Here is a 26,533-nt window from a genome sequence, read left to right as displayed (position 1 = left end):
CCGTCTTGTCTACCGATCAAAGGAGATCGTCAATGACCACCATGCAAGCTGCAGTCGTCACCAAGTTCGGTACCGACCTCGAGATCAAGGAAATGGAAAGGCCGACGCCGGGTCCCGGCCAGGCGCTGGTCCGCCTCATCACATCGGGGGTATGTCACACCGACCTGCACGCCGCCGAAGGCGACTGGCCGATCAAACCGACTCCTCCTTTCGTGCCGGGGCACGAGGGCGTTGGCGAAGTAGTTGCCTTGGGTGAAGGAGTCACGGACGTGGCAATCGGGGACCTGGTGGGCAACGCCTGGCTCTGGTCCGCGTGCGGCGACTGCCAGTATTGCCGCACCGGCTGGGAGACCTTGTGCGAGTCACAGCAGAACGGCGGCTATAGCGTTGATGGCTCGTTCGGTGAGTACATGCTGGTGGACACCAGGTTCGCAGCGCGCATCCCGGAGGGTTCGGATCCCGTGGAAGTGGCGCCTGTACTGTGCGCCGGCGTCACTGTCTACAAGGGTTTGAAGATGACGGAGACCAGGCCCGGCCAGTGGGTCACCATCTCGGGCATTGGCGGTCTGGGGCATATCGCGGTGCAGTATGCGGTGGCGATGGGCCTTCGGGTGGCAGCGGTGGACATCGCAGACGACAAACTGGCGCTGGCGAAAGAACACGGTGCCGAGCTGACCGTCAATGCCCTCCATGAGGATCCGGCCGAGGTCATCCAGCGTGAGACCGGGGGTTGCCACGGCGTGCTGGTGACTGCCGTGCATCCATCCGCATTTGGGCAAGCCATTGGCATGGCCCGTCGCGGCGGAACAATTGTGTTCAACGGTCTTCCTCCGGGGGATTTCCCTGCCCCGATCTTTGACATTGTTCTCAAGGGCCTCACCGTACGCGGTTCCATCGTCGGTACCCGGCAGGACCTCGAGGAAGCACTGGAGTTCTATGCCCAGGGGAAGATCAAGCCGACGGTCTCCACCCGTGAGCTCTCCGAGGTCAACGCGGTCTTTGACGAAATGAAACACGCCAAGATCGACGGCCGAGTGGTGCTGAAGTTCTGATGAACAACACCAGCTTGGAAGCTGCGGTGACGCTGCCAGGGGAAGACTTTTCCCGGGTGGCGCTCACCGCAGCGTCCGTGGAACTGCTGCGGAAGCTATGGGAGCAGCATGGCCCGCTGATGTTCCATCAGTCCGGTGGTTGCTGCGACGGTTCCGCGCCCATGTGCTACCCGGCGGGGGAGTTCCTGACCAGCGATTCCGATGTTTTGCTGGGCCGGTTCGACCTTGGGTCCGACGGCCAAGCGCAACCGTTGGAGTTCTGGATGTCCAAGGAACAGTTCGCCTACTGGTCCCACACGCACCTCACCGTGGACGTGGTTCCGGGACGGGGCAGCGGTTTCTCGGTGGAGTCCCCGGAAGGGAAGAGATTCCTTATCCGTTCCACCCTGATGGACTGGGACGTACCGAGCACGTGAAAGGTGTGACGGAGGCTACCCGCCTTCGTCACACCAGCCACAGGAGTCACGGAGTCTCGGGGCGCGTCTCACTATTTGGGATAAATATGGCCGTCCATTGGCCGGACACTATCCTTGATGAGTCCTATACCACTCCCATCCAGAATGTGGCATTTTTATGAACATTTTCAGGACCAAGTCGATCGAGCAGTCGATCGCTGATGCCGACGAACCCGGGCGCAAGCTGAAACGCAGCCTCAGCACCTGGGACCTCATGATCATGGGTGTCGCCGTAGCCGTCGGTGCCGGCATCTTCTCCGTTGGTGCGAAAGCCGCCGCAAACTTTGCAGGCCCGGCCGTCACCATCTCCTTTGCCATTGCCGCCGTCACCTGTGCGCTGGCCATCATGTGCTACGCAGAATTCGCTACGGCCATCCCGGTGGCAGGCTCAGCGTACGTGTTTACCTACGCCACCATGGGCGAAGTCCTCGCGTGGATCATCGGCTGGAACCTCATCCTTGAGCTGTTCACCGCCGCTGCCGTTATCGCGAAGTACTGGGGGATCTACCTCAGCACCGTCTTTGGCCTGATGGGCGTGGACATGCCGCCGTCAGTGAGCGTTGGCGGCGTTGACCTTTACTGGGGCGCTTTCCTTATTGTCGCGATCTTCACCGTGCTGCTGGTGCTGGGGACAAAGTTGTCCGCACGCGTCGGCAACGTCTTCACGCTGATCAAGATCGCAGTGGTGCTCTTCGTGATCGTTGTTGGCTTCAGCTATGTGAAGTTCTCCAACTACACGCCGTTCGTCCCGGCCTCGCAGCCCACTGATTCCGGAGCTGCCGATGTCATGAAGCAGTCCTTCTTCGGCTTCCTCACCGGCGCCGCCCCGGCCCAGTACGGAACGTTGGGCGTCTTCGCCGGCGCCGCTCTGGTGTTCTTTGCCTTCATCGGCTTCGACGTGGTGGCAACCTCCGCCGAAGAGGTCAAGAACCCGCAGAAGACCCTGCCGCGCGGCATCTTCGGTGGCCTGGCCGTTGTTACGTTGCTTTACATCCTGGTCTCCCTGGCGCTTACCGGCATGGTCTCCTACACGCAACTGGCAGAGGTCAAGAACCCAACCCTGACCACAGCCTTCGAGGCCGTCGGCAACACGGATGCAGCCAAGGTCATCGCGTTTGGCTCCCTGGTTGGCCTGACCACCGTAATCATGGTGCTCCTCATGGGCCTGTCCCGGGTTGTCCTTGCCATGAGCCGCGACGGCCTGCTGCCGCGCTCCCTGTCCAAGACCAGCGACAAGCGCTCCACTCCAGCCCGTCTGCAGATCATCTGTGGTGCCGCAGTGGCAGTGGTGGCCGGCGTGACCAAGGTGGATCTGCTCGAGGAAATGATCAACATCGGTACGCTCTCCGCATTCGTGATGGTCAGCCTGGGCATTTTGGTGCTGCGCAAGAAGCGCCCGGACCTGAAGCCTGCCTTCCGTGTCCCTCTCGGCAAGGTCATCCCCTGGGTCTCCGCTGTACTCTGCCTTTACCTGATGACCAACCTGGCTGTGGAAACGTGGATCTTCTTCGCGATCTGGCTGGTTATCGGCATGGTCATCTACTTCTCCTACGGCCAGCGCCACTCACGCCTCAACGAGAGGTTCGCTTCTGCCAAGGCTTCTGTCAACGCTCCGGCCGGAAGCAAGCAGTCCAAGGGCGACGAGGACGAAGACACCTTCACCAAGGTCTGACACGACCTACGCCTGACCGTCAGAGCGGCTGCCTGTCAGAGCGTCTGCCTGTCAGACAGCCATGACGAATCAGCCACAAAAGCGTCCGGAAACAACAGTTTCCGGGCGCTTTTGGGTGTCACCACCCTACGGCGCTGCATGCTCACTGACCCACTCCACCAAAGGCCTCAGCACTTCCCAGCGGGCAGCGATCTCATCCTTGGCCCCGGGGGTGGCCAACCATTCAGGCTGGCCCACCTCAACGCCCGCTGACAGGGACTTGTGTTTGAGCAGCTCAGCCCGTGGGTGGTCCTTGTCGAAGCCCCGGGGTACGGTCTTCAGCTTTTCGCCTTCGATGACGAAGCCTGACGCCGCCACAGCATCAACAATGCCCTCCAGTTCTTCACCACTGGCAGGAGCGTCCACTGCGGCCCGGAAACGTGCGAGCTGCGCCGGCGTGTGGGAGTGGTATCCGCCGCCAATCAGCAGGCCATCCGCGCTGATCTGGACGTAGAACCCCACACCTTCCTGGGTTGCCGCGAAGGCTCCCTGCGCTGTCTTATACGGTGACTTGTCCTGGGAGAACCTGATATCCCTGTTCGGCCGGAAGATCTTGGCCGGGCCGAACTGCGGCTCCAGCTCCGAAAGCAGGGCTGTCAGCGGCTCCTTCACCTCGGCGTCGTACGTTGCTTTATGCTCCAGCCACCACTCACGGTTGTTGTTCTCTTCAAGCTCCTCGTAGAAGCGGAATGCAGCCGGGGAAATGCCTTTGAATGTGCTCATGCAAGGATCCTATGAACCGCGCGGTGGTCGGAGCCATAGGTTCAAAGCGCTATGTGGAAAAAGAACACCCCGCTGCGGAGATCCGCAACGGGGTGTTCCAGGAATTGCTGGAGAGCGAAGACGCTTAGAGCTTGTTGGCTGCTTCTGCGTCGGACTCGGTCTGGCCTGCGCCGAGGTTGGCGCGGAGCTTGGCGCCGAGGTCGGCGTCAACGTTGGTCCAGTACTGGATGGCGCGTTCCTTGATGTCAGCGTTCTTCACGCCGCCAACAGCACCGGTGATGGTGTCCAGGAGGCGGGCCTTGGCGGCGTCATCGTAGACCTCGCGGTACAGCGTACCGGCCTGGCCGAAGTCGTCGTCCTCAGCGTGCAGGGTGTGGGCGGAGAGGGTGAGCTCGCCGTCGTTCTCCCAGCCACCTGCGGGTGAGGTGGGCTCGACAGCGGCCGGGCCACCCACGGAGTTCGGTGCGTACACCGGGGTGGACGGGGAGTTGAACAGGTAACGTCCCTGGCCGTCCTGGCTGTAGTTGTTGACCTGGTTCTTGGGCTGGTTCACCGGGATCTGGGCGTGGTTGGTGCCCACGCGGTAACGGTGTGCATCGGCGTAGGAGAAGATGCGGGCCTGCAGCATCTTGTCCGGGGAAGCAGCGATGCCCGGTACGAAGTTCGACGGCGCGAAGGTGGCCTGCTCGATCTGCGCGAAGTAGTTCTCCGGGTTCTTGTTCAGCTCCATGGTGCCCACGTGGATCAGCGGGTAGTCCGAGTGCGGCCAAACCTTGGTCAGGTCGAACGGGTTGAAGCGGTACGTCTTGGCGTCTTCGTAAGGCATGACCTGGACGTGCAGTTCCCAGGAGGGGAAGTTGCCGGCGTCGATGTTTTCCTTGAGGTCGCGGATGTAGAAGTCCGCGTCCGAACCAGCAAGCTCTTCAGCCTGGTCGCCGGTGATGGTCTTGACGCCCTGGTTGGACTTGAAGTGGTACTTGACCCAGAAACGCTCGCCTGCGGCGTTGATCCACTGGTACGTGTGCGAACCGTAGCCCTGCATTTCACGCCAGGAAGCCGGGAGGCCACGGTCGCCCATGAGCCAGGTGACCTGGTGTGCGGACTCGGGGGACAGGGTCCAGAAGTCCCACTGCATGTCGGCGTCGCGCAGGTGGCTGCCCGGGAGGCGCTTCTGGGAGTGGATGAAGTCCGGGAACTTGATGCCGTCGCGGATGAAGAAGACCGGGGTGTTGTTGCCCACGAGGTCGTAGTTGCCCTCGGAGGTGTAGAACTTCACGGCGAAACCACGGGGGTCGCGCCACGTGTCGGGGGAGCCGTTCTCGCCTGCGACGGAGGAGAAACGGATCAGCATTTCGGTCTCGGCACCCGGCTGCAGGAAAGCTGCCTTGGTGTAGGCCGAAACGTCCGAGGTGGTCTTGAACGTACCGAATGCGCCGCCGCCCTTGGCGTGCACTACGCGCTCCGGCACCCGCTCGCGGTTGAACTGTGCGAGCTTTTCCACCAGGTAGTGGTCGGTGAGGATGATGGCACCGTCAGCGCCGACGGACTTCGAGTGCGCGTCGGAAGTAACGGGGGCACCTGACTGGGTTGTTGAAATGGCAGTCATTGTTCTCCTATTTCTATTTATGAGTTACGGAAGTTGCGGGAAGCTGTTGTTTGGACTGGCAGTCCTGGCAGATGCCTTGGTACAGGACATCTGCGATCTGGATGGTCATTGGCTTGGAGTTTTCATCCCAGTGCGGTGTCAGGCACGGGGCGTGTCCCACGGCGCAATCCACGTCTTCCACCCTGCCGCAGCTGATGCACACAGCGTGGTGGTGGTTATCGCCAACCCGGGTCTCATAAAGCGCCGGGGAGTGCGGGGGTTCGAAGCGGCGCAGCATCTGCAGGTCCGTGAGATCGCTAAGCACTACATAAACGGACTGCGCCGTCAGTTCAGGAAGCTCTTTGCGGGCAGCAGCAAGGATGCCTTCTGCCGGGGAGTGCGGGTGGTGCTGGACGGCGGCGAGGACTGCCAGGCGCTGTTTGGTCACACGCCGGCCGTGGGCATGCAGGGCTGCGGCCCATTCTGCTTGCTCGGCTGTGTGATCGGTCATGTATTCAGTAAAACACTTATTATGAGGAGTTCACAATAAGGCAAGACTAACTTCGGGTGAACAGAGCAAAGACTCCAAGGGATTCGCTTCCTCTGCGGCCGACCGTCCCAGTGCATGGACGCGTACTGTGGCCCCGTTGTCTGGCGCCAGGCAGCTGAACCCGCTGAGCCCGCCGGCCAGGGACAGCGAGCCCAGGGCAGCGCCCATGGCCAAGAGCTCCGCCGGAGAGACTTCCGCGATCGACCCCACGGCCCTGATCGGTTGGATCACTGCGTGGTTGCGCCCCGCGCCCGTCGATTCAACCAGCCCGCCCGGGTCCAGGATGGGCTCGACGGCGGTACCCACCCCGTCCGGCAACGGAGCCGTCGCTGCTGGTCGGGCACGTACCAGCGCATCCCTGATAGCATCGTCGGTTGCTTCCAGCCGTTCCAGCGGTTCCCCCACGCGTCGGTGCGCCGGCAACAGCAACTGGTGTCCCGGCGTCGAGGTTTCACCCGGTCCACGCCCGAAGAGGTGGAAGGTGGGGGTGGAGGATTCGGCGACGGGTTCACCGATCGCGCCACCGAGCGGGTGCCAACGGTAGCTGAACATGATGGTGCACCGGGCGACGCCCAGGACGTCGCGCATGGCTGCCCGGGCCAGGTTGTAGCAGAGCAGCCAGTCGATCGCAGAAGGGTAGGCGAACTCCGTGGAAGGGTCGGACAAGCGGAGCAGGACGTGGCCGGCGGTGAGGGGATGACGCGGCCGGGCGATTTCCCAGAAGGCCGAACGGTACAGCAATCGTCGCGACATGGCTGGTCAACTCCCTCCCCGGCTGAGCCTACCAAGCAGGGAGCCGCGTGCGGGAGGCGCCCTCATGCTGGTTAGGGTTGGACGGTGGCGAAACTACTGGCAGACATCACTCCGTTGAAGGAGAGTCCCGCTTTCCGACGACTTTGGCTTGGTGCATCGGTGGCCGCCATCGGTACCCAACTGACGCTGGTAGCCGTCAGCCTGGAGGTTTACAGGCTGACCCAGGAAGTCTTTACGTGGGCCTCCTGGGAATCTTCGCACTGGTTCCCTTGGTCATTGCAGGGCTCTACGGAGGCTCTGTCTCGGATGCCTACGATCGCCGCAAGGTGGCGATCATCGCTTCACTGGTCCTCTGGGCAACCACGGCTGGACTGGCGTTGCAGGCCTGGCTGGGGATTGGCAACATCTGGATTCTCTACGCCCTGGTGGCGATCCAAAGCGGAGCGCAGGGCATCAACGGTTCGGCCCGTAGCGCCATCATTCCGCTCCTTGTCCGGAAGGACCTGCTTCCGGCCGCCAACGCCCTGAGCATGCTGACCTTTGGCTTGTCCATGACGGCCGGACCACTGCTGGCCGGTGTCCTCGTTGCCACCATCGGGTTTGGTTGGACCTACACCATTGACGTCATCAGCTTCACGTTTGCCCTCTGGGGGCTCTTCCGGCTTCCGCCACTGCCACCGTCCAAGGACGCGGTGCGGCCGGGGCTGCGTTCAGTGGTGGAAGGCTTCCGCTTCCTGGGAACCCGGCCCAATGTCCGCATGACCTTCATCATCGACCTCATCGCCATGATCTGCGCCCAACCCAGGGCGCTCATGCCTGCCATTGGCGCCGTCATGATCGGCGGAGGCGAAACAACGGTGGGCGTATTGTTGGCGTCCACAGCCGTGGGGGCCTTCCTTGCCGGGCTCTTCTCCGGACCCCTCGGCCGGGTACGGAAACAGGGGAGCGCCGTGGTGTGGTCCGTGGTTGGCTGGGGAGCCTCGATTGCTGGATTCGGACTGGTGGTGCTGCTGGCCGGGGACTCGGGCCGTGAAGGTGTCACGCCCTGGTTGCTGCCTGCGGCCCTGTGTTGCGCGCTCGCGGGGATCTCCGACTCCATCAGTGCCGTCTTCCGCACCACCATTCTTCAGTCGGCTACCCCCGACCATCTCCGGGGACGGCTCCAGGGCGTCTTTATTGTGGTGGTTGCGGGCGGACCGCGGGTCGGCGACATGCTGGCCGGCGGGGTCACCCAGTTCCTTAGCGAAGGCGGGGTGCTGTTGTTCGGCGGGCTTTTGTGCATTGTCCTGGCCTGGCTGGCGACGCGCATCCAGCCAGGCTTCGTCGCCTATGATGCCAAGCATCCCGTTCCCTAGCCCCGCCAGCCGGGCCGCCGACGTAGGCTGATAACGGAACCCGGGGACCGGCGTCGGCGTTAATCCGTACAAAACCCCAGCAAGAGCGGAAGAAAGCGATAACCGTGCATAAACACAACAATGGACTCAAGACGGCAGCGCTTTTCGGTGTGCTGTGGGCTGTGTTGTTGGGGTTGGGCGCCATCATCGCAGCCGGGACCCGGAGCACAACTCCTATCTGGATCATGGCGCTGATCGGCGTCGGGACTACGGCCTACGGATACTGGAACAGCGACAAGATCGCCATCCGCTCCATGGCCGCGTACCCGGTCACGGAAGCGCAGGCGCCGCAGCTTTACCAGATTGTTCGTGAGCTGTCCGTGCGCGCCAACAAGCCCATGCCGCGGATCTACCTTTCGCCCACCATGACACCCAACGCTTTTGCCACAGGCCGGAACCCGAAGAACGCCGCCGTGTGCTGCACCGAGGGAATCCTGCATTTGCTTGATGCCCGTGAACTTAGGGGCGTGTTGGGGCATGAACTGATGCACGTGTACAACCGCGACATCCTCACCTCGTCGGTCGCGGCGGCTGTGGCCGGTGTCATTACCTCGGTGGGCCAGATGCTGCTGATCTTCGGCAGCGGTGATCGCCGCAACGCCAACCCGCTTGCCACCATTGCCATGGCATTGCTTGCACCGTTCGCGGCCTCATTGATCCAGATGGCTATCTCCCGGACGCGCGAGTACGACGCCGACGAGGACGGCGCCCAGCTGACAGGTGATCCACTGGCCCTGGCTTCGGCCCTGCGCAAGATCGAGTCCGGCGTGAGCCAACTGCCGCTGCCGCAGGACCAGAATCTGGTCAATGCCTCGCACCTCATGATCGCCAACCCGTTCCGGGGCGGTGGCATGCGGCGGATGTTCTCCACCCATCCTCCGATGAAGGACCGGATCAGCAGGCTGGAGCAGATGGCCGGGCGGCCGCTCTCCTAGCGGGTTCCTGCTCGGCTGCGGGGTCTCGGCTGCCGCGCCTCGGCTGATCCGTCGCCAACCCGCTGATCCGTTGCTGGCCAACAACGTAACAGCGGGATGGCAACGCTATTGAGGCAAGGAAGAGCTACGCGAACAGCCCCTGGCCGATAAACCCGCCCGCCTCCACGCCCGGAGGCACCGCGAAGAGACCCGAACCGGTGTGCTTCAAGTACTCCACGGACAAGGTGTCACCCTTGGCCAACGCCAGTTGCATGGGAACGTAGTGCGTCCGTGGATCCTTGACGAAAGCAATGAAGAACAGCCCGGCGTCCAGGTGTCCCAGTCCGTCTGAACCGTCGGTGAAGTTGTAGCCGCGGCGCAGCATCCTCACACCGCCGTTCTGGTCCGGGTGGGCGAGGCGCATGTGGGAGTCGAGTGGGATGAGCGGAGCGCCTTCCCGGCCGGCCAAGGCAAAGTCGGGAGCGGTAAATTCATCGCCGCCTGACAGGGGAGCGCCGGCACCCTTGGTCCGGCCGATCAGTCCCTCCTGTTCCCGGAGCGAGGTCCGGTCCCAGGTTTCGATGTGCATCTGGATCCTGCGCGCTACCAAATAGCTGCCGCCGGCCATCCACTGCTCGGACAAACGAGCCGTGTCGGAAACCCAGACGTGCTCGTCCAGCAGTGCATTGTCCTCAACCTTGAGGTTGTTGGTGCCGTCCTTGAAGCCGAAGAGGTTCCGTGGTGTCACCTGCGCCCTGGACGTCGACGACGTTCTGCCAAAGCCCAGCTGCGACCAACGGACCCGGACCTTGCCGAAGCCAATCCTCGCCAGGTTCCTGATGGCATGCACGGCAACCTGGGGGTCGTCGGCGCAGGCCTGGACAACAAGGTCTCCGCCGGTGCGCGCTGGCTGCAGGTCGTCACCCGGGAAATGCGGGAGATCGATCAAAGCCTCGGGGCGGCGCCCCTCCAGGCCAAAGCGGACCTTGCCGTCCTTTTCAAACAACCCAGCGCCGAAACCGAACGTCAGGGTCAATTTTGCCGCCGGCAGGTCCAACGCTTCACCGGTGTCCTCCGGTGGGGCATCGTAAGGTCCATCCACCGCGCCGGTTTTACCCGTCGGAGCGCCGGTGGTCATGGCCTCAGCTGCGGCCGTCCAATCCTTGAGGAGCTTGATGAGTTCCTTGCGGTCCTCGGTGGTGACATCGAACGCGGCCATATGTAGACGGTCCTGCGCAGGCGTCGTGATGCCGGCCTGGTGCTGGCCGAAGAACGGGACAACGCCTGACGCAGCATCTGGTGTTGCTGCCTTCGCTTCGGCAGCCGTCACCACGTCGTGGCCGAGGAAACCGGCCGCGAGGCCCGCAACGGCGCCCGCGCCGCCAACACCGGCGAGGGACAGGAGCCCGCGGCGGGAAAAGCGCGACCTGCCGGTTCCCGCAGCAGCTGCCGTACCGCCGTCGGACGCTTCCTGCGAACTCACGACGGCGGCAGTCCCGCCGGAACGTTCGACGCCGGCGACCTCACCAGCGCGGTCCGCGTCGGCGGGACCGCTGGTGTGCCCGTAGGGGCAGCCGCTCACAACACTACGGCTGACGTGAGCCTGGACAGGGGCTCACCCAGCGAATCGACCAAAGCGGCGAGCTGCTGGACCTGCTCAGGGGTCAGCTCGTTGTAGTAGGCGAAGCCCTCGCCCTTTGCGTGCTTCTTGAGCTCAGCCTGGAGGGCGTCGAACTTGCCTGCCAGGGACGTGGCGAGCTCAGGGTTCTTCTGCTCCAAGGCCGGCTTCAGGCTCTCGAAGGCGATCCGGGCCCCGTCAATGTTGGCCTGGAAGTCCCACAAATCGGTGTGCGACCAGATCTCTTCCTCGCCCGTGACCTTGCCCGTGGCTACTTCGTCCAGCAGTTCCTTGGCTCCGTTGCCCAACTTGTCCGCCGTGAGCTCCACTGTGCGGGTACGCTTGGCAAGGTCCTCGGTGTCGGCGACGAGCTGCGTGGAGATGGCGGTCCGCTCGGCGGAGGTCATGGCCGTGTAGCCTGCCGGCGGGAAGAGGTCCTTCTCGGCCCGGTGCCAGCCAGTCCATTCCTGGCCAGGCTCCAGGTCCGCTTCGCGGGCGTCGAGCTTGGGGTCCAGATCGCCAAAGGACTCCGCGACGGGTTCAATGCGCTCCCAGTGCATTCGTGTGGCGGCGTACAGGTCACGAGCCTTGGCGGCGTCACCGGCAGCGAAAGCGTCTGCGAACGCCTTGGTGCCCGTGACCAACTGCTCGGTCTGGTCCTTGACGTAGGCCGCGTACTGCTGGGTCCCGGTGTCCACGAGCTTCTGGAGATCGGCATCGACGCTGGGCTTGTTGCCGGACTCAGTGACTTCGAAGGACGCCCGGATGCCGTCACCCTGCATGCCCGGCTTGCACGCCGTGGTGTACTTTCCTGCGGGAGCAGTCACCACCAGGTTTCGGGAAATGCCCGGGCCGATGTTCTCCACTTCACCAATGATCCGCAGGCCATCCTCGGCGAGCAGGTAGAACTCGGTGACTTCGGTGCCCTCATTCTTCACGGAAAAGGTCAGGTTGCCGCTGGGTGCGGTTTCCGTGGACACCTTGCACTCGTTGGCGGTGCTGGAGACCTGGATGGGTCCATCGGTGGCGCTCGCCGGCTTGGTGTTGTCCGTGCAGCCCGTCAGGACCAAAGGCACGGCAGCCGCTGCTCCGATGACGGCAAGGGCCTTTCGGAACGTGGGGGATGAGGGCAGGAAAGTGCCAAACATAGGTGTTTCCTTCGTTGAGGGGGAGTGGCGTCGGGGCGCAGGATCAGGGGTGGGCCGCGACGACGGGAGCGGACGTCTTGCTTGCTGCCTGGGTTGAAGGCTTGCGGTTGGCCCGGATGTACAGGAACAAGACGGGAACAACGTAGAGGAGCCAGGCCGCGGCTTCAAGCCAGGTGGTGGCCGGGGAAAAGTTGAGGGTGCCCTTCAGCAATGTCCCGTACCAGGACGACGGCGGGATGGCAGCTGAGACGTCGAAGGCAAGGTTGTGGAGGCCCGGGAGGATTCCGGCTTCCTGGAGATCATGGATTCCGTACGCCAGGACGCCGCCTGCGATGACGATCAGGCCTACCCCGGTCCAGGTGAAGAACCGGCCCAGGTTTACTTTGAGGACGCCCCGGTGGAGCAGGTAGCCCAAGCCCGCGGCGGCCAGCAGGCCCAACAACGCGCCGAGCAGCGGGAACGTGGTTTGTCCGGTGGCTTGCGCCGCGGCCCAAATAAACAGCGCTGTCTCCAGCCCTTCCCGTCCCACGGCGAGTGCTGCCACGAGCACCAGGCCCCAGGCGGCGCCGTCGGCTGCTTTGTCGACGTGGGAGCGAAGCTCGCTGCCCAGGCTGCGCGCAGTGCGTGCCATCCAAAAGACCATCCAGGTCACCAGGCCTACCGCGACGATGGACAGTCCGCCGCCAATGGCTTCCTGGGCTTCGAACGTCAGGCCGCGCGGACCGAAGGTGAGGACTGCACCGAAGGCGAGGGAAACTGCGATGGCGAGTCCCACTCCGGCCCAGAGCCGGGGGATCAGGTGCCGCCGGTCGGTCTTGACGAGGTAGGCCATCAGGAGGACCACGACGAGTGATGCCTCAAGGCCTTCGCGCAGGCCGATCAGGAAGTTGGCGGTCATGTAGGTTTCTTTCACTAAGGGGAGCCGTACTTAGGCCCGCCTAAGGAAGAAGAATACTGGGTTGCATCGATTACGCAAACTATTTATGTCCTAATTTGGGGCTGCATTACGGTGATCATGTCGCCGAGGGGCTGGGGCTCGCTGCCTGCTTGACCGGTTCCTTATGGATTCGCAACTCCGTGGCCGACCTTGTATCGAAGTCGGCTGAGCTACCCAGGGAGTTCACTCGGGTAGCCGTCAACCGAATAGAGCCGGCGAGCAGGTCGAGACGCTTCCAGCTTCTGCGGGGGGTCACGACTGACTCCCTGACGCTATCAAGCTATCGGACAAGCTATTTAGCCATTTGTTGGATTTATTGGTTGGGTATTGATAGTCTCGGCCATGTCCGGCCCCGGTGGTGATGCCGCTGGCGGTTTTATGATTGTCACTTTGGGGGTTTCTATGTCGCGTGTGTTGTCGAATGCCAGCGGTTAAGACGCATATAAGGATTCTCACGGCCGCGACGGCTGTGCTCATGATGGGAATGACAATAACCGCATGCGCTGAGAAGGAGCCAAGCACGACAATGTCTGACGATGCGACGCCGGAAGAGACCATCAGTGCCAGGGAAGGACGGGACCGCGTGGTCGAACTCGTCATCAACACCACCAAGCAGCTCGACGTCACCGGCTGGTGGCCCCGCAACGGCGTCGCCGGAGCGCAGGAGTGCTCCCTCGGAAAGGGCGAGAAGGGAGCCAGCTATGGATACGACCACTGGGCACCCCAAGGAACCGACCATATCGAGGACGCCAAACGCGTAGCCGAGTATTGGAAATCCTTGGGGATGACCGTACGCACCGTTAATCCAACGACACATCCGACTGTCTTCGCAGAGGGTGGTCCGGTCCTTCGGGCTGAGTTCGATACTGACGCATCTGACAAGTCGTACAGCGTTGGTGCCACTGCTCCCTGCTCGCCGGGAGACGCTTATGAGCTCAACGTTGAGGATCAGGCCGAGCGGGATCAGGGCAAAGTACTCCCCGGAGACGAAGGCCTGGTCGTTCGAGAAGACCCCACGCAATAGCTCCGCGAGGCGACCACACCCGCTGTCCGCCACGCGGTCCTTACTGTCGCTCCCGCGAGGCAGCCGGGATAGGGGACTTCACCCTTCACGAGTTCAGCCACTTATCATCCGGTCTGATCGCCGATGGCTGCGACGTCGTGACCGTACAGCGGTCGCTGGGGCATGCGGCGCCGTCGACCACGCTAAACACCCACTCCCACCTCTGGCCTACCGCCGAAGACAAAAACGAGGACCGCAGGATCAAGGCTGATCGCTGCGGTCCTCGGAGATTCTGCGGACCCTATGCGGACTACCGGGACAAGTGCCCAACAATCACGCGGCCAGATCCGGCTTAGCTGCGGAAGTTCACGAACTGAAGGTCGGCCTCTTCGAACTTCTTGAGGATGTTCATGGTCTCCTGCAGATCGTCGCGCGACTTGGAGGTAACGCGGAGTTCATCGCCCTGGATCTGGGACTTGACGGACTTGGGAGCCTCGTCGCGGATGATCTTGTTGATCTTCTTGGCGATGTCCTGGGCAATGCCCTCCTTGATGGTGCACTCAAGGCGGAACTCCTTGCCCGACGGGAAGGGCTCACCCTGGTCCAGGGACTTCAGGGAAATGCCGCGCTTGATCAGCTTGGACTGGAAGACATCCAGGACAGCCAGGACGCGGTCCTCGGAGTTGGCCTTCATGAGGATCTTCTCGCCGCTGAAGTCGATCTCCGCGCCGACGCCCTTGAAGTCGTATCGCTGCGCGATTTCCTTCTGGGACTGGTTGAGCGCATTGGCGACCTCTTGCTTGTCTACCTTGCTGACGACGTCGAATGTGGATTCGCCTGCCATGACTCTCCTTAGGTTTGGGGCCCTGTAGGGCGGGGTTGGTCTGCCATCCAGCCTAATACGGAAGGCGCCTTTAGGGGCGGTGGACGGCTTTCACAGTTCGCTCACAGCACACGCAAGGTTGGAACTGAGGCAACGCGCCGAGAGTTGTACCAGTTGGAAGAGCGCAACGTCGGAGGAACAGCATGAGCAGCAAGGCCGTCCAGTCCATCAGCAAGTCCGCTTCCGTGGCAGCGGGCTCCATTGGGACGGCGGCAGTGGCTGCGGCGAGTGCGGTGGCAGCGGCGGCTGTGGCAGCCTCGATTGTCCTGAGCCCCGTTCCGGATGCAACGTCCCGCATGGACGGTGTGCACGCGGACCTGCTCCGGGCCGTACAGCTGAACCAGATCACTCCGGAGCAGGCCGAGAAGTTCGAAGCGAAACTGGCCGGCCGGATCCTCGGCGAAGCCTGAGTCACGCGGAATTTCACCGTCCTGAGCCTCGATTAGATTCTTCGCACAAACTTCTGTAAGGTTGTCTCTGCCTTCGGTTACCGGATCGAAAAGAAACGGTCTCCGGAAGTGATCTTCTTTTGAAGTTCGGCAGATTACCCGAGCGGCCAAAGGGGGCTGACTGTAAATCAGCTGGCAACGCCTACGGGGGTTCGAATCCCTCATCTGCCACCCAGGAAAAATCCCCGGAACCAATGGTTCCGGGGATTTTTTTATGCCCAAAAACGCGCGGGTCCAGCGCGGGTCCAGCGGGGCGCGCGAGCCCGCGGGTCCAACGGGGCGCGCGAGCCCGCGGAACCTACAACTAGGGGCGTTCGGTGATCCGCCGGAGCTCGGCGATCTCCAGCCTCAGTGCGGCGATTTCAGCAACCAGGTCGGCCATCTCCGCGCGGACAGGCTCCTCGGCCGCTGCGGCCTTCACTTCGGCGGCCGCCGCCATGCCCTCCGCGTTCTCCTCGATCTTTTGCACGAGCCAGGATGCGATGGACGCGGTGACGATACCCAAGACGGCGATGCCGCTCATCATGAGGGCAGCGGCCACCACCCTGCCAATGGGGGTAACCGGGTAGAGGTCGCCGTAGCCCACTGTCGTGATGGTGGTGACAGCCCACCAGGCGGCGTCGCCGAAGGTCAGGATTTTGGCGTCGGGGGCGTTTTGCTCGACGTCGAGGACCGCGAGAGCGCCAATAAGGATGAGCATCGCGGCGGCCCCCGCCACATAGGTGGCCACGCGCCCTCGCAGCGTTTCTCCTACCGTGCGTTGGAGGACCGAGAGGAGTGTCACCAGTCGCAACAGACGCAGGGGGCGGAAGAAGGGAAGCACGACGATCAGGAGTTCATGCAGGTTCCACAGGAACCAGCGTGTTCTGTTCTCGGCAAGCCAGAGGTTTACGAAGTAATCCAGCGCGAAGATGCCCCATGTGATCCACATGATGACTTCGAAGGGCGTACCCGCTGCACCGTCGACGCGCCCGATGACCTGCCAGGCGTAGGCAGTGAGGAAGATAAGTGCCGTGGCCATGAGCGGCCATTCCACCAGGTCGCGGTATCGCGATTGAGTCATAGGGGAATACTAGCCACCGCGGAAGCCACGCCTGCGTTAGGCGGCAGGTGCTTCGAGCCAGTAACCATCCAGGTAGTGAATCAGTTGCCGGCCCAGGCCGCCTTTGAGTTGGATCCACAGGGTGCTGCGGTCATTGGTCATACCGTCAATGGTTCCTTCGATGCGGTTGCCGCGGGCATCCTGAAGGACAACAACCTGGTGGCGGGAGAGTTCCGGCCAGACTTCACCGTGAGGCGTGGTGGTTTGCAGCGTGCTCAAAGGGGTCCCCTTGTATGTTCTTCCATCGATACAGTTCCAGATATTGTGCACGGGTTTGATGAACCGGCGGTAAACGTTAGTGCAATCGTTGGACATAGAGTGCGGCATGCGTCCAATCCGGACTCGTCTATTCCCTCGGAAGTTACCCGCGGGTAACATTGCGGTATGCACCTGTTAATTCGCACTCTCATGCTGCTTTTCACCTCGTCACGACGCCCCCGGCTGGGCGTGTGGGAGGAGTCGTCCCTGCCTTTGCGGGTGCTGCCGACGGACATTGACATCGCTATGCACGTCAACAACGGCATGTATTTCTCGCTCATGGACCTGGGCCGGTTCGACCTCATGGTCCGCAGCGGTATCTGGAGCAAGATGCGCAAACGCGGATGGACCCCGGTTGCAGCCGGGGAGACCATTGCCTTCCGCAAATCCCTGCAGCTGTGGCAGCAATACAGCATCGAAACACGCATCATTGGCTTGGACACCAAAGCCATCTACTTTGAGCAGCGGATGGTGGTGGACGGCGAGATCTACGCCCGCGCGCACATCGCTACCCGCTTGGTCCACAAGGGCAAGCCGGTCACGCAGGAAGAAATCATCGCAGAATTCGGTGCACCTCCCGCAGGCCTTGAACTGCCGGAATGGATCCATGAATGGCGGGAGAACAATGCCCTCCCGGGAGCACGCCGCCCAGCCCCGCATGCGTGGAGCTAGACTCCCACATCCCTCCGCTGCAGTGCCACGGCCGCCAGCACGATCAGTGCTGCCGAGATCCCGAGCAATCCCGCGGCAACTCCCCAATCGGCCCCATTGACCACCGGGGAGTTGCCGTATGCCCAGTGGTAGGGCGAAAGGTTCAGCAACCACTCAACCTTGGGGCTTTGCCTGCCCACGGCGTTGAAGACGTAGCCCAGGACCGCCACGGCGGCACCAGCCGCGACGCCGAACACCTTCCGGCCCGTCAGGGCGCCCACGAAGAGCGCGGCCGTCGCGCTCAGCAAGGCCAGCGCGGCGAACAGCAGGACAGCGCCGGCGAGATGCCCGACGTCGATATTCAGTTGCGCCGGACCGTTCAGTCCCAGCACCAACACGAAGACGAGGATGGAGAGGGCTGCAACCCGGACAACGATCGCCAGTGCCCGCTCCAGCACCACCTGAACACGGGTAACGCTGTGCGCCAGTGTCAGTTCCAGCAACCCTGATTCCTCGTCGCCGCCAACAGCGGCCGCGCCCCAGCCAACGGAAGCCATGGACATCAGCAGGAAGCCAATCAACCCGAACAGGGTGGCCTGCGTATAGCCGGGACCGGTCGCGATCTGGTCGTAGTTCAAGGCTTTGGTCATCTGTGGTGGCAACGCATTGATCAGCTCCTGCATCTGCGAGCTGCCCCCGATGGAGGGATAGATCGGCAGGTACAGCATGCACGCTCCGGTGAGGCCCAAAGCCCACGCGAGGGTGGAGCGCCAGGAGTCCGTCAGGGCTTTTGTGAAGAGTGGGAGGATCCTAGGCATGGTGTGCCCCTTCCTTAAGGTTGCGGCCGGCTCCAGGGCTGCGGTTGGCTGCGGCGCCGTCAGATATACCGGTGTTATCCGATTCCGCAACGTCACTTCCTGCGTAAAGCGTCAGCACCGCTTCTTCAAGATCGGGTTCTTCGAGCACAAGGTCCGTGAGGTTCAAACGCGCTAACTCCTGGACAAGGGCCTGGACGGGTCCGGAGAGCGAGGCGGTGGCCTCCACTGTCCTGGCCGCATGGCCGTCGGCGGGGAGCTCCCGTACTACCACGTTGGCGACTCCCGGCACCCTGGCCAGCAACGCGCCGACGTCGTCCGTCCGTGTGCCTATTGCGTTGAACTTCAGCTGCCGCACGGCGGCGGTGCGGAGGGCTTCCACCGTGGAAACGGTGACAATGTCGCCGTCGCGAAGGATGGCTACCGCGTCTGCTGCCTGCTGGACTTCGCTGAGGACGTGAGAACTGAGGAACACCGTGGCGCCGGCACCGACCGCCTCACGGACCATCGCGTGGAACTGTTGCTGGACCAGGGGATCCAGGCCGCTGGTGGGTTCGTCCAGCACCAGCAGCTCGGGTCGGTGCATGAACGCCTGCAGAAGACCGAGCTTTTGTTTGTTGCCCTTGGAGAGCTTGCGGGTCTGCCGGTCCAGATCCAGGTTCAGCCGTTCCGCCAACTCGTTGATGTAGCGCTGTTCCACTGGCCCGCTGATTGCCGCGAAGTGATCCAGCATGCGGCGTCCGGTGGTCCGGTTTTCAAGTTGCAGCTCACCTGGCAGGTACCCGATCCGGCGTCGAAGACCTGTCCCCGCGTGCCGCGGATCCTGGCCCAGCACCGATATGGTTCCCGCGCTGGGCCTGATGATGTCCAGCAGGCAGCGCATGGTGGTGGTTTTCCCTGCGCCGTTCGGTCCGATGACTCCGAACACCGTTCCGGCCTCGACGGCGAAGTCCAGTCCGTGCAGGACCTCGCGACGGCCGAACTTCTTACGCAACCCCTCGACGACGATTGCCTGGGTCACGGGGCATGCTCCCTTCGGTGGTGCTTTCTTGTTGTTGGAGGGCTTCGCGGGCCGCATCAAGGAACCGCGAGTCTGTGTAGAAACCGTTCGTGTAGACATCCAGGGCGGGCAACGTCAGCTCCCTCAGCAACTCCGGGCCGATGCCGTGTGGCCCGGACACCGGAGCGCCCAGCACCCGGGACAGGTGCCTGCCCAGCATGAGCATGGACAGGCTGTTGGAAGCGATGACGACGGCGGTGGCCCGGATATCCGCAAAGGCCCGGATGGTTCCGGCCTGGATGCCGGCGTTGATGATGTCCTCTGTCTGGTTGACCACGCCGTCAAAAAACGCGTTGCCGGCATCTGATTCATCGCTCAATGCGCGCCGGATGTAGGCGATCTCATCGGCGTATTCGTCGGGGTGGTTGAGGTAATCCTGGATAAGCATCCGGGTTGTTCCCGGGTCCGTCTTCTCCCGGCCTTGGGTGGCGGTTTGGGACAGAACGTGCTGGTCGCAGGCCTCACGGAGCCCGGCCTTGCTGCCGAAGTGGTGGATCACCAGGCCCGGGCTTACTCCCGCCTTGGTGGCCACTGAGCGGACCGTGGCACGGGCGAAACCTTCACGTCCGAAGAGCCCGATGGCGGCGTCCCGGATGCGTGCGCGGGTGGTCAGATCCTCTGCGACTGAACGCATGTTTCAAACACTAAACACCTGTTCAGTCGCTGGCAAGAGGTGTACGGAGGGGGCTGGTTTTATTCCCTGTGACGCGGGAAGCGAACACCGCGGGACATAGCAGGCAGGGTCGCGTACCGTGGAAGCATGGCTACAGTTGACATCACTGGAGAACAGTTCGCATCGACCATCGAGGACAACGATATTGTCCTGGTGGATTTCTGGGCTGCCTGGTGCAGCCCGTGCCGTCAGTTTGCTCCCACGTACGGGGCAGCCTCGGAGAAGCACTCTGACGTCGTCTTCGCGAAGGTGGACACCGAAGCCGAGCAGCAGCTCGCCGCCGAAGCCGGGATCACTTCCATCCCCACGTTGATGGCCTTCCGCGAGAAGGTTCTGGTCTTCTCCCAGCCCGGCGCCCTCAACGGACCCCAGCTGGAACAGGTCATTGAGGCCGTCAAGGGCCTGGACATGGAAGAAGTCCACGCCCACGTTGCCAAGGCCCGTGCCGAGGCCCAGGAAAGCTAAGCCCCTCCGGTGAATTCGCCGGAAACGCACCGAGGTCGCCGGAAAATTCCGGCGACCTCGGTGCTTTAAGGCGTTCTCGCAGCCTCCGGCGAATCCTTAGAGCCTGTCGAGCTTGACGGGCTCGGCAAGCAGGGCGCTCAGCGACTCGTTGAGGTCCTGCACCGCGATGCCCTTGGAGTGCTTCTCGAGGAGTTCCTCGGATTCCCAGCGCTCCGTGAGGACGAGCTTTTCTTCGGTGGCTTCCGTCAGTTCGTAACGGATGCAGCCGGGTTCGTTGACGACCTCATCGATCGCGATTTCCAAAGCGAGCTTCACGCGGAAGAACTCGCCCTCGTTGGGGATAAATGTGGCCTGCAGGTCAATGGGTGCACTCATGGTTCCAACCCTACCGGCAGGACACGGCGGCGCTGGAGGTCATGACGGTTCTGTTGCGGGCACTGTCTTGGTAGCGTTCCGTCATGTTGTCCTACACCGCCGGAGACACTGACGTCCCGCTGCTCGAAGAGACCATTGGTGCCAATTTTGAGCGCATCGCCGCCCGGTTTCCCCTCCGGGATGCCCTGATCGAGGCGGCGCCCACACCGGGAGGGGACGCCCGCCGCTGGAGCTACCAAAAGCTGAACGACGACGTCGACCGCCTGGCCCGCGCGCTGCTGGCCACGGGCGTGGCGAAGGGCGAAAGGGTGGGTATCTGGAGCCCCAACTGCGCTGAGTGGACCATCCTGCAGTACGCCACAGCGAAGATCGGCGCGGTGCTGGTCAACGTCAATCCTGCATACCGCAGCCATGAGCTGGAGTTCGTGGTGAAGCAGAACGGCATGCGGATACTGGTTGCTGCGCCCTCTGACAGGAACAGCGACTACGTGGGCATGGCGCGTGCCGCGGCTGCCTCCTGTCCAGAGCTTCGCGAGGTGGTGTTCCTCCCGGGCAACCCGGCGAACGGGCTCACGGCCGGCGTCCCCGAAGCCGGCCACGAACTGTCCTACGCCGAGCTGCTGACCCGAGCTGACGGCGTCGGGCCCTCAGCGCTACGCGACCGCATGGCCGGACTGGACCCACACGACGCCATCAACCTGCAGTACACCTCGGGCACCACGGGCTTCCCGAAGGGCGCCACCCTGACCCACCACAACATCCTCAACAACGGACACTCGATCGGCAGGCTCCTGAACTATACAGAGCATGACCGTGTGGTGATTCCGGTGCCCTTCTATCACTGCTTCGGCATGGTGATCGGCAACCTGAATGCGCTGAGCTTCGGGGCTGCCACCATTATTCCCAGCCGTGGGTTCAGCCCGTCGGCGGCCCTGGAAGCGGTGCAGGACTTCGGCGGGACCTCGCTGTACGGCGTTCCAACCATGTTCATCGCGGAGCTGGCCCTGGAGGATTTCGACTCCTATGATCTGTCGACTCTGAGGACAGGTGTCATGGCAGGATCCCTGTGTCCCATCGAGGTCATGCGGCGGGTCATCGATGAGATGCACATGGTGGATGTGGCCATTTGCTATGGCATGACCGAGACCTCGCCCGTGTCCACCATGACGCGCGCCGGAGATACGTTGGAGCAGCGGACCAGCACCGTGGGACGGACCATGCCGCACCTCGAGAGCCGGATCGTTGATCCTGGAACCGGTGAGGTGGTGGAGCGGGGAGTGATTGGTGAGCTCTGCACCAGGGGCTACGCCGTGATGCAGGGGTACTGGGACCAGCCGGACAAGACCGCCGAGGCCATCGACGACGAGGGCTGGATGCACACCGGCGACCTGGCCCGCATGGACCAGGACGGCTACCTCGTGATCGAGGGCAGGATCAAGGACATGGTGATCCGCGGTGGTGAAAACATCTACCCGCGTGAAATCGAGGAGTTCCTGTACTTGCACCCGTCCATCCAGGACGTGCAGGTAATCGGCGTCCCCGACGAAAAGTACGGCGAGGAGCTCATGGCCTGCATCATCCTCAAACCCGGAGCCGGTCCGCTGACTGCCGCGGACCTGGCCGAGTACTGCCGGGGCAAACTGGCCCACTACAAGATCCCGCGCTACGTGGATGTCCGCGAGAGCTTCCCCATGACGGTGTCCGGCAAGGTACGGAAAGTGGACATGCGCCAAGAGGCGGTCTCCCGCCTCCACCTCTAATGGGAGCGGTGGTCCTGCACTGTCATCCGGGGCCCGAACGTGGGCTTCCGGAAGCCACTCAAGTACAGCATCCGGACCACCCGTTGCCGCTGCCCTTGCCAGGGCTTCATCAGCTCGATCATGCCGGCGTCGTCGGTCTTCTGTCCGGTCAGCGCGTACCCGACGTAGGAAGCCAAATGGTAGTCGCCCACGGAAATCGAGTCGGGGCAGCCGTGGGTCCTTTGGACCACCTCGGCGGCGGTCCAGATCCCGATGCCCGGGATGGTCTGCAGCTTGGCTCCGGCTTCCGCTGAGTCCAGTTGCGCGAGACGTTCAAGCGCGACGGCGGACTGCAGCGCCCGCATGACTGTTGCCGAGCGCTGTGGCCCGACTCCGGCTTTGTGCCACTCCCATGATGGGATGGCCAACCACTGCCGGGCGGTTGGGGGAACGAGGAGCCCCGCGGGGGCCATGCCAGGGGCCGGCGTTCCATACCTGTACATCAGGTCCCGGTACCCGCGCCGTGCCTCCAAGGTGGTGACTTTCTGCTCCAGGATGGTGGGCACCAATGAGTCAACCATCCGCCCGGTGGAGGGTAGCCGCACAGCCAGGTTCCGTCGTCGTGATTCTGTGACCAGACGGGGGAGCGTGGCATGGAAGGCGGGTTCATCGAAACCGGACCAGTCGTCGGCGGCGCCGAGCAACCTGGGCACCCCGGCCACGGCATCCGCGGCGCCGGGGCCCCACGCCTGGGCATCCACGAAGCAGCCAGCCCCGAGGCCGCCTCCCGAGAGACGCAGCGTAACCGGTCCCGAAGCAGCGGTGAACGCCATCCAATAACCGGAGGAGTGCGAAGCGAAAGATGGATCGGCGTTGCCCCGCATGAGGGGGAACATGGTCTGATCCAAACGGAAGGAACTGCCGGGATGCCACCTGATGGCTGCATCTGCCGCGGCCGCAATGCGTGGCGGGGCTTCTGCGATGGTCATGTTTTCATGGTCCCACGCCCGGCTGACAATCCCATTAATAGCCCCTTACGGCAGCGGCCGCCCGGGTCTAGACTCCCTGATGTGGCACGGGTGGGCCGCGCCGCATCCCAGGAAAGACTTCCAGGAACAAGGAGCGCCAACCATGGCCGCAATAGTGCATTTCGAGATCCCCACGGATGACAAAGAACGGGCAAACACCTTTTACCAGAGTGCTTTCGGCTGGAACCTCAGCCCCATGCAGGGGATGGACTACACCATCGCCATGACCACCCCATCCGACGAGAAGACCGGTGCCCCCAAGGAGCCAGGTGCCATCAACGGTGCCCTGTTTCCCCGGACGGAGGCGCTGAGGACTCCCATACTGACCATCGACGTCGATGACATCGGCGCGGCCCTTGCGCAGGTGGAGTCGGCCGGAGGCAGTGTGGTTCAAGGGAAAGACGCGGTACCAACCATGGGCTGGTACGCCTACTTCAAGGACACCGAAGGAAACATCATGGGCCTCTGGCAAACTGATCCGGGGGCGGGTAGCTAGTCGGGGGTGGCGGCCCACATGGCTGAGGCAGGGCTGGGCGCAGGCAAGCGGTAGCTTTGTATCTATGAAGTACGCCCAGTCCGTGTTGGACCTCATCGGCAATACGCCGCTCATCAAGCTCAACCACGTCACCGACGGCATCAAAGCCACCGTCCTGGTCAAGCTCGAATACATCAATCCCGGCGGGTCCATCAAGGACCGGATCGCCGTGAAGATGATCGAAGATGCCGAGAAGGATGGCCGGCTCAAGCCGGGCGGAACCATCGTTGAGCCGACGTCGGGCAACACAGGCGTGGGCTTGGCGCTCGTGGCCCAGCAAAAGGGCTACAAGTGCATCTTCGTGGTGCCGGACAAGGTGGGAGAGGACAAGCGTGCGGTCCTGAAGGCGTATGGCGCTGACGTGGTGGTAACGCCCACTTCCGTTGCTCCCGAAAGCCCGCAAAGCTACTACGGCGTGTCCGACCGCCTGGTCAAGGAGATCCCGGGCGCCTTCAAGCCTGACCAGTTCTCCAATCCTGCCGCTCCAGGCAGCCACTTCGAATCAACCGGCCCGGAGATCTGGAACGACACCGACGGCAAGGTCACGCACGTGGTGATCGGCGCAGGTACCGGCGGCACCATCACCGGCACCGGGCGGTACCTCAAGCAGGTTTCAGCCGACCGGGCAGAGTCCGACGGCGGCCCGGTCAAGGTCATCGGGGCGGACCCGGAAGGTTCGGTCTACTCCGGCGGCACCGGCAGGCCCTACTTCGTTGAGGGTGTGGGCGAGGACATGTGGCCGGCCAACTACGATCCCGCCGTCCCTGACCGGGTCATCGCCGTCTCGGATGCCGACTCGTTCTCCATGACGCGACGCCTTGCCCGCGAGGAGGGACTCCTGGTGGGAGGCTCGTCCGGCATGGCCGTGGTCGCGGCCCTCGAGGCGGCCAAGGATTTGGATGAGTCCGCCGTCGTCGTGGTGATTCTTCCGGACTCCGGCCGTGGATACCTTGCCAAGATCTTCAACGACCAATGGATGCGCTCCTACGGCTTCCTTTCCGGTGGCGAGGAAGCATCGGTGGGTGAAGTTCTGAAGTCCAAGACCGGCGAAATGCCGGACCTGGTGCATATCCACCCGAACGAAACCGTCCGCGACGTCATCAATATCATGAACGAGTTTGGTGTCTCCCACATCCCGGTCCTCTCGCAGGAACCGCCTGTGGTCATGGGCGAGGTCCTGGGTGCCGTGGACGAACGCAGCCTCACCAGCAAGCTGTTCCGTGGCGAAGCCAAGCTGGCAGACAAGATCTCCGAACACATGGGTGAACGCCTCCCGGTCATCGGCTCGCTGGAAACCATTTCCGCCGCCCGTGAGCTGCTGTCCGACGTCGATACGGTCATGGTGACCTTCGCGGGGGCCCCGGTGGGCATCCTGACCCGTCACGACCTTTTGGCGTACCTGAGCAACTAAGCGTGCGCCCCATCCACCCGCTGAACGAACAAACCTTCAAGAAACAAAGAGGTGCTTCCATGACTGCCAACAACAACGCCGGATTCAACACGCGAGCCGTTCACGCGGGACAAGCTTTCGAGCCCCGGACCGGGGCAGTCGTTCCGCCGCTGCATTTCAGCACCACCTACGCGCAGGACGGCATCGGCAACCTGCGGTCCGGCTACGAGTATGGCCGCGGTGGCAACCCAACACGTGACGCACTGCAGGAACAGCTGGCCGCCCTGGAAGGCGGATCGGCCGCGTTTTCCTTCGGCTCCGGCCTCGCCGCCGAAGACTCACTGATCCGCGCACTGGCCCGCCCCGGTGACCACATCGTCCTCGGCAACGATGCGTACGGTGGCACTTACCGGCTCATCAACCGTGTATTGGGGGACTGGGGCATCGGCAACACCCCCGTGGACATGTCCGACCTCAATGCCGTAGCTGCGGCAGTCAGGGCCAACAAGACACGTATTGTCTGGGTCGAAACGCCGTCCAACCCGATGATGAAGATCACCGACATTGAGGCGCTCGCCGCCGTAGCGCACGACGCCGGGGCCCTCCTGGTGGTCGACAACACCTTCGCGTCTCCCTACTTGCAGACCCCGCTCGCCTTGGGCGCGGACGTCGTGGTCCACTCGACCACCAAGTACATCGGTGGGCACTCCGACGTCGTAGGTGGTGCCCTTGTGGTCAAGGACGCTGAGCTGGCGGAGAAGATCGGCTTTATCCAGTTCGCAGTGGGTGCCGTCTCCGGTCCCATGGACGCGTTCCTGACGACCCGTGGCTTGAAGACACTGGGCGTCCGCATGGATCGCCACAGCGAGAACGGCCAGGCCGTTGCTGAATGGCTGCTGCAGCGTCCCGAGGTTGAAGCGGTGCTTTACCCGGGCCTCCCGGACCACCCCGGCCACGATCTCGCGGCGAAGCAGATGAAGAAGTTCGGTGGCATGGTCTCCGTCCAGTTCAAGGGCGGCGAAGCAGCGGCCCGGACCGTTGCCGAGAACACCACTGTGTTCACGCTCGCGGAATCATTGGGCGGCATCGAGTCGCTCATGAACTACCCCTCGGAAATGACCCACGCATCGGTCAAGGGCACAGAACTTGCCGTTCCCGTGAACCTCCTGCGCCTGTCCTGTGGCATCGAGGACGCAGCGGACCTGATTGCGGACCTCGAGCAGGCTTTCGCCAAGATCGGCTAACCATCGCGTGAACCCGCTCTTGC

The 26,533-nt window shown here is 63.0% G+C and carries 27 protein-coding genes, 1 tRNA gene and 1 pseudogene; 14 read left to right on the top strand and 15 right to left on the bottom strand.

The features are described 5' to 3' along the window. Nucleotides 1-41 precede the first annotated feature (41 nt). The 3 genes from adhP (at nucleotide 42) to ABHM97_RS14075 (ending at nucleotide 3,179) form a co-directional block, all read left to right on the top strand. Entirely contained in the window at nucleotides 42-1,052 is a 1,011-nt protein-coding gene (adhP, locus tag ABHM97_RS14085; RefSeq protein ID WP_235518613.1) for an alcohol dehydrogenase AdhP, read from the top strand. Then, complete coding sequence (locus ABHM97_RS14080) at nucleotides 1,052-1,468, top strand: DUF779 domain-containing protein (protein ID WP_235517213.1); 417 nt, start codon at nucleotides 1,052-1,054, stop codon at nucleotides 1,466-1,468. The genes adhP and ABHM97_RS14080 overlap by 1 nt, the downstream gene beginning before the upstream one ends. A gap of 157 nt (nucleotides 1,469-1,625) precedes the next feature. Next, a complete protein-coding gene (locus ABHM97_RS14075) occupies nucleotides 1,626-3,179 on the top strand; it encodes an APC family permease (RefSeq protein WP_235517212.1) in 1,554 nt (517 codons plus the stop codon). Between the two features lie 126 nt (nucleotides 3,180-3,305). Here the strand turns inward: ABHM97_RS14075 and ABHM97_RS14070 are convergent, their stop codons facing one another. The 4 genes from ABHM97_RS14070 to ABHM97_RS14055 all read right to left on the bottom strand — a co-directional run bounded on the left by ABHM97_RS14070 (nucleotide 3,306) and on the right by ABHM97_RS14055 (nucleotide 6,829). Then, nucleotides 3,306-3,941, bottom strand: a complete 636-nt coding sequence (locus tag ABHM97_RS14070; protein WP_349471187.1) for a DUF2461 domain-containing protein — start codon at nucleotides 3,939-3,941, stop codon at nucleotides 3,306-3,308. A 124-nt stretch (nucleotides 3,942-4,065) separates the two neighbouring features. Then, nucleotides 4,066-5,547 carry a catalase gene (locus ABHM97_RS14065; protein ID WP_257370619.1) on the bottom strand — a complete coding sequence of 494 codons (1,482 nt, stop codon included), beginning with the start codon at nucleotides 5,545-5,547 and terminating at the stop codon, nucleotides 4,066-4,068. A gap of 13 nt (nucleotides 5,548-5,560) precedes the next feature. Beyond that, nucleotides 5,561-6,037 carry a Fur family transcriptional regulator gene (locus ABHM97_RS14060; protein WP_257370618.1) on the bottom strand — a complete coding sequence of 159 codons (477 nt, stop codon included), beginning with the start codon at nucleotides 6,035-6,037 and terminating at the stop codon, nucleotides 5,561-5,563. Nucleotides 6,038-6,067: 30 nt separating this feature from the next. Beyond that, on the bottom strand, nucleotides 6,068-6,829 hold the full coding sequence (locus ABHM97_RS14055; RefSeq protein WP_349471186.1) for a hypothetical protein: 762 nt from the start codon (nucleotides 6,827-6,829) through the stop codon (nucleotides 6,068-6,070). 84 nt (nucleotides 6,830-6,913) lie between these two features. Here ABHM97_RS14055 and ABHM97_RS14050 point away from each other — a divergent pair. Both ABHM97_RS14050 and htpX read left to right on the top strand, forming a co-directional pair. Beyond that, nucleotides 6,914-8,184 (top strand): annotated as a pseudogene (locus tag ABHM97_RS14050) (MFS transporter). A gap of 104 nt (nucleotides 8,185-8,288) precedes the next feature. Then, the gene (gene htpX, locus ABHM97_RS14045) at nucleotides 8,289-9,158 is read left to right on the top strand and encodes a zinc metalloprotease HtpX (protein ID WP_349471185.1); all 870 of its coding nucleotides are present in this window, start codon (nucleotides 8,289-8,291) and stop codon (nucleotides 9,156-9,158) included. Between the two features lie 124 nt (nucleotides 9,159-9,282). On the opposite strand, the gene efeB is transcribed toward htpX, so the two are convergent. The 3 genes from efeB to efeU all read right to left on the bottom strand — a co-directional run bounded on the left by efeB (nucleotide 9,283) and on the right by efeU (nucleotide 12,801). Next, nucleotides 9,283-10,620 (bottom strand): iron uptake transporter deferrochelatase/peroxidase subunit, encoded by a 1,338-nt coding sequence (efeB, locus tag ABHM97_RS14040; protein WP_502921292.1) that lies wholly within the window; start codon nucleotides 10,618-10,620, stop codon nucleotides 9,283-9,285. A gap of 95 nt (nucleotides 10,621-10,715) precedes the next feature. Continuing rightward, a complete protein-coding gene (gene efeO, locus ABHM97_RS14035; protein WP_349471183.1) occupies nucleotides 10,716-11,903 on the bottom strand; it encodes an iron uptake system protein EfeO in 1,188 nt (395 codons plus the stop codon). Between the two features lie 43 nt (nucleotides 11,904-11,946). Continuing rightward, on the bottom strand, nucleotides 11,947-12,801 hold the full coding sequence (gene efeU / locus ABHM97_RS14030) for an iron uptake transporter permease EfeU (protein WP_235517204.1): 855 nt from the start codon (nucleotides 12,799-12,801) through the stop codon (nucleotides 11,947-11,949). Nucleotides 12,802-13,366: 565 nt separating this feature from the next. Between efeU and ABHM97_RS14025 the strand changes: the two genes are divergently transcribed. After that, nucleotides 13,367-13,864 carry a hypothetical protein gene (locus ABHM97_RS14025; protein WP_349471182.1) on the top strand — a complete coding sequence of 166 codons (498 nt, stop codon included), beginning with the start codon at nucleotides 13,367-13,369 and terminating at the stop codon, nucleotides 13,862-13,864. A 331-nt stretch (nucleotides 13,865-14,195) separates the two neighbouring features. Here ABHM97_RS14025 and ABHM97_RS14020 read toward each other — a convergent pair whose 3' ends face one another. Then, nucleotides 14,196-14,687, bottom strand: coding sequence for a YajQ family cyclic di-GMP-binding protein (locus tag ABHM97_RS14020; protein WP_017200185.1), 492 nt, complete (start codon nucleotides 14,685-14,687; stop codon nucleotides 14,196-14,198). 182 nt (nucleotides 14,688-14,869) lie between these two features. Between ABHM97_RS14020 and ABHM97_RS14015 the strand changes: the two genes are divergently transcribed. Continuing rightward, complete coding sequence (locus tag ABHM97_RS14015) at nucleotides 14,870-15,136, top strand: hypothetical protein (protein ID WP_349471181.1); 267 nt, start codon at nucleotides 14,870-14,872, stop codon at nucleotides 15,134-15,136. Between the two features lie 128 nt (nucleotides 15,137-15,264). Next, nucleotides 15,265-15,346 (top strand) — tRNA-Tyr (locus ABHM97_RS14010). 133 nt (nucleotides 15,347-15,479) lie between these two features. Here ABHM97_RS14010 and ABHM97_RS14005 read toward each other — a convergent pair. Beyond that, a complete protein-coding gene (locus ABHM97_RS14005; protein ID WP_349471180.1) occupies nucleotides 15,480-16,238 on the bottom strand; it encodes a potassium channel family protein in 759 nt (252 codons plus the stop codon). Between the two features lie 36 nt (nucleotides 16,239-16,274). Beyond that, a complete protein-coding gene (locus ABHM97_RS14000) occupies nucleotides 16,275-16,496 on the bottom strand; it encodes a hypothetical protein (RefSeq protein ID WP_235517202.1) in 222 nt (73 codons plus the stop codon). 165 nt (nucleotides 16,497-16,661) lie between these two features. Here ABHM97_RS14000 and ABHM97_RS13995 point away from each other — a divergent pair, with 165 nt between their 5' ends. Further along, on the top strand, nucleotides 16,662-17,207 hold the full coding sequence (locus tag ABHM97_RS13995) for an acyl-CoA thioesterase (RefSeq protein WP_349471179.1): 546 nt from the start codon (nucleotides 16,662-16,664) through the stop codon (nucleotides 17,205-17,207). On the opposite strand, the gene ABHM97_RS13990 is transcribed toward ABHM97_RS13995, so the two are convergent. From ABHM97_RS13990 to ABHM97_RS13980, 3 genes are read right to left on the bottom strand one after another with little or no spacing between them, the layout of a single operon-like run. Then, on the bottom strand, nucleotides 17,204-18,004 hold the full coding sequence (locus tag ABHM97_RS13990) for an ABC transporter permease subunit (RefSeq protein WP_349471178.1): 801 nt from the start codon (nucleotides 18,002-18,004) through the stop codon (nucleotides 17,204-17,206). The two genes, ABHM97_RS13995 and ABHM97_RS13990, sit on opposite strands and share 4 nt — an antisense overlap. Next, nucleotides 17,997-19,022: an ABC transporter ATP-binding protein gene (locus ABHM97_RS13985; RefSeq protein WP_349471177.1), complete on the bottom strand. Its 1,026-nt coding sequence runs from the start codon at nucleotides 19,020-19,022 to the stop codon at nucleotides 17,997-17,999. Before ABHM97_RS13985 ends, ABHM97_RS13990 begins: the two co-directional genes overlap by 8 nt. Further along, nucleotides 18,988-19,695, bottom strand: a complete 708-nt coding sequence (locus ABHM97_RS13980; RefSeq protein WP_349471176.1) for a TetR/AcrR family transcriptional regulator — start codon at nucleotides 19,693-19,695, stop codon at nucleotides 18,988-18,990. Before ABHM97_RS13980 ends, ABHM97_RS13985 begins: the two co-directional genes overlap by 35 nt. A gap of 126 nt (nucleotides 19,696-19,821) precedes the next feature. On the opposite strand from ABHM97_RS13980, the gene ABHM97_RS13975 reads away from it, so the two are divergent. Further along, entirely contained in the window at nucleotides 19,822-20,199 is a 378-nt protein-coding gene (locus tag ABHM97_RS13975) for a thioredoxin family protein (protein ID WP_211712055.1), read from the top strand. Nucleotides 20,200-20,295: 96 nt separating this feature from the next. Here ABHM97_RS13975 and ABHM97_RS13970 read toward each other — a convergent pair whose 3' ends face one another. Continuing rightward, a complete protein-coding gene (locus ABHM97_RS13970; protein WP_211712056.1) occupies nucleotides 20,296-20,574 on the bottom strand; it encodes a putative quinol monooxygenase in 279 nt (92 codons plus the stop codon). A gap of 83 nt (nucleotides 20,575-20,657) precedes the next feature. Between ABHM97_RS13970 and ABHM97_RS13965 the strand changes: the two genes are divergently transcribed. After that, complete coding sequence (locus ABHM97_RS13965) at nucleotides 20,658-22,334, top strand: AMP-binding protein (RefSeq protein ID WP_349471175.1); 1,677 nt, start codon at nucleotides 20,658-20,660, stop codon at nucleotides 22,332-22,334. Here ABHM97_RS13965 and ABHM97_RS13960 read toward each other — a convergent pair. Continuing rightward, nucleotides 22,331-23,302 carry a DNA-3-methyladenine glycosylase family protein gene (locus ABHM97_RS13960; RefSeq protein WP_349471174.1) on the bottom strand — a complete coding sequence of 324 codons (972 nt, stop codon included), beginning with the start codon at nucleotides 23,300-23,302 and terminating at the stop codon, nucleotides 22,331-22,333. The genes ABHM97_RS13965 and ABHM97_RS13960 overlap by 4 nt on opposite strands. 142 nt (nucleotides 23,303-23,444) lie before the next feature. Between ABHM97_RS13960 and ABHM97_RS13955 the strand changes: the two genes are divergently transcribed. The 3 genes from ABHM97_RS13955 (at nucleotide 23,445) to ABHM97_RS13945 (ending at nucleotide 26,510) form a co-directional block, all read left to right on the top strand. Beyond that, nucleotides 23,445-23,837: a VOC family protein gene (locus ABHM97_RS13955; protein WP_235517194.1), complete on the top strand. Its 393-nt coding sequence runs from the start codon at nucleotides 23,445-23,447 to the stop codon at nucleotides 23,835-23,837. A gap of 64 nt (nucleotides 23,838-23,901) precedes the next feature. After that, on the top strand, nucleotides 23,902-25,287 hold the full coding sequence (locus tag ABHM97_RS13950; RefSeq protein WP_235517193.1) for a cystathionine beta-synthase: 1,386 nt from the start codon (nucleotides 23,902-23,904) through the stop codon (nucleotides 25,285-25,287). A 59-nt stretch (nucleotides 25,288-25,346) separates the two neighbouring features. Continuing rightward, a complete protein-coding gene (locus tag ABHM97_RS13945) occupies nucleotides 25,347-26,510 on the top strand; it encodes a cystathionine gamma-synthase (RefSeq protein ID WP_349471173.1) in 1,164 nt (387 codons plus the stop codon). The last annotated feature ends 23 nt before the right edge of the window (nucleotides 26,511-26,533 follow it).

It is taken from the genome of Paenarthrobacter sp. CAP02 (assembly GCF_040137855.1).
Lineage (GTDB): Bacteria > Actinomycetota > Actinomycetes > Actinomycetales > Micrococcaceae > Arthrobacter.
The sequence above is the reverse complement of the archived record's forward strand: the minus strand, read 5'-3'. Positions and strand labels throughout refer to the sequence as shown.

Coding starts and splice junctions, on each gene's coding strand:
- adhP (WP_235518613.1), top strand. CDS start 42: ATGCAAGCTGCAGTCGTCACCAAGTTCGGTACCGACCTCGAGATCAAG.
- ABHM97_RS13990 (WP_349471178.1), bottom strand. CDS start 18,004: ATGCCTAGGATCCTCCCACTCTTCACAAAAGCCCTGACGGACTCCTGG.
- efeU (WP_235517204.1), bottom strand. CDS start 12,801: ATGACCGCCAACTTCCTGATCGGCCTGCGCGAAGGCCTTGAGGCATCA.
- ABHM97_RS14055 (WP_349471186.1), bottom strand. CDS start 6,829: ATGTCGCGACGATTGCTGTACCGTTCGGCCTTCTGGGAAATCGCCCGG.
- ABHM97_RS13995 (WP_349471179.1), top strand. CDS start 16,662: ATGCACCTGTTAATTCGCACTCTCATGCTGCTTTTCACCTCGTCACGA.
- ABHM97_RS14070 (WP_349471187.1), bottom strand. CDS start 3,941: ATGAGCACATTCAAAGGCATTTCCCCGGCTGCATTCCGCTTCTACGAG.
- ABHM97_RS13945 (WP_349471173.1), top strand. CDS start 25,347: ATGACTGCCAACAACAACGCCGGATTCAACACGCGAGCCGTTCACGCG.
- ABHM97_RS14015 (WP_349471181.1), top strand. CDS start 14,870: ATGAGCAGCAAGGCCGTCCAGTCCATCAGCAAGTCCGCTTCCGTGGCA.
- ABHM97_RS14060 (WP_257370618.1), bottom strand. CDS start 6,037: ATGACCGATCACACAGCCGAGCAAGCAGAATGGGCCGCAGCCCTGCAT.
- ABHM97_RS14080 (WP_235517213.1), top strand. CDS start 1,052: ATGAACAACACCAGCTTGGAAGCTGCGGTGACGCTGCCAGGGGAAGAC.
- ABHM97_RS13970 (WP_211712056.1), bottom strand. CDS start 20,574: ATGAGTGCACCCATTGACCTGCAGGCCACATTTATCCCCAACGAGGGC.
- ABHM97_RS13955 (WP_235517194.1), top strand. CDS start 23,445: ATGGCCGCAATAGTGCATTTCGAGATCCCCACGGATGACAAAGAACGG.
- ABHM97_RS13980 (WP_349471176.1), bottom strand. CDS start 19,695: ATGCGTTCAGTCGCAGAGGATCTGACCACCCGCGCACGCATCCGGGAC.
- ABHM97_RS14020 (WP_017200185.1), bottom strand. CDS start 14,687: ATGGCAGGCGAATCCACATTCGACGTCGTCAGCAAGGTAGACAAGCAA.
- ABHM97_RS14025 (WP_349471182.1), top strand. CDS start 13,367: ATGTCTGACGATGCGACGCCGGAAGAGACCATCAGTGCCAGGGAAGGA.
- ABHM97_RS14005 (WP_349471180.1), bottom strand. CDS start 16,238: ATGACTCAATCGCGATACCGCGACCTGGTGGAATGGCCGCTCATGGCC.
- ABHM97_RS13965 (WP_349471175.1), top strand. CDS start 20,658: ATGTTGTCCTACACCGCCGGAGACACTGACGTCCCGCTGCTCGAAGAG.
- ABHM97_RS14075 (WP_235517212.1), top strand. CDS start 1,626: ATGAACATTTTCAGGACCAAGTCGATCGAGCAGTCGATCGCTGATGCC.
- ABHM97_RS14065 (WP_257370619.1), bottom strand. CDS start 5,547: ATGACTGCCATTTCAACAACCCAGTCAGGTGCCCCCGTTACTTCCGAC.
- ABHM97_RS13975 (WP_211712055.1), top strand. CDS start 19,822: ATGGCTACAGTTGACATCACTGGAGAACAGTTCGCATCGACCATCGAG.
- ABHM97_RS13950 (WP_235517193.1), top strand. CDS start 23,902: ATGAAGTACGCCCAGTCCGTGTTGGACCTCATCGGCAATACGCCGCTC.
- ABHM97_RS13960 (WP_349471174.1), bottom strand. CDS start 23,302: ATGACCATCGCAGAAGCCCCGCCACGCATTGCGGCCGCGGCAGATGCA.
- efeO (WP_349471183.1), bottom strand. CDS start 11,903: ATGTTTGGCACTTTCCTGCCCTCATCCCCCACGTTCCGAAAGGCCCTT.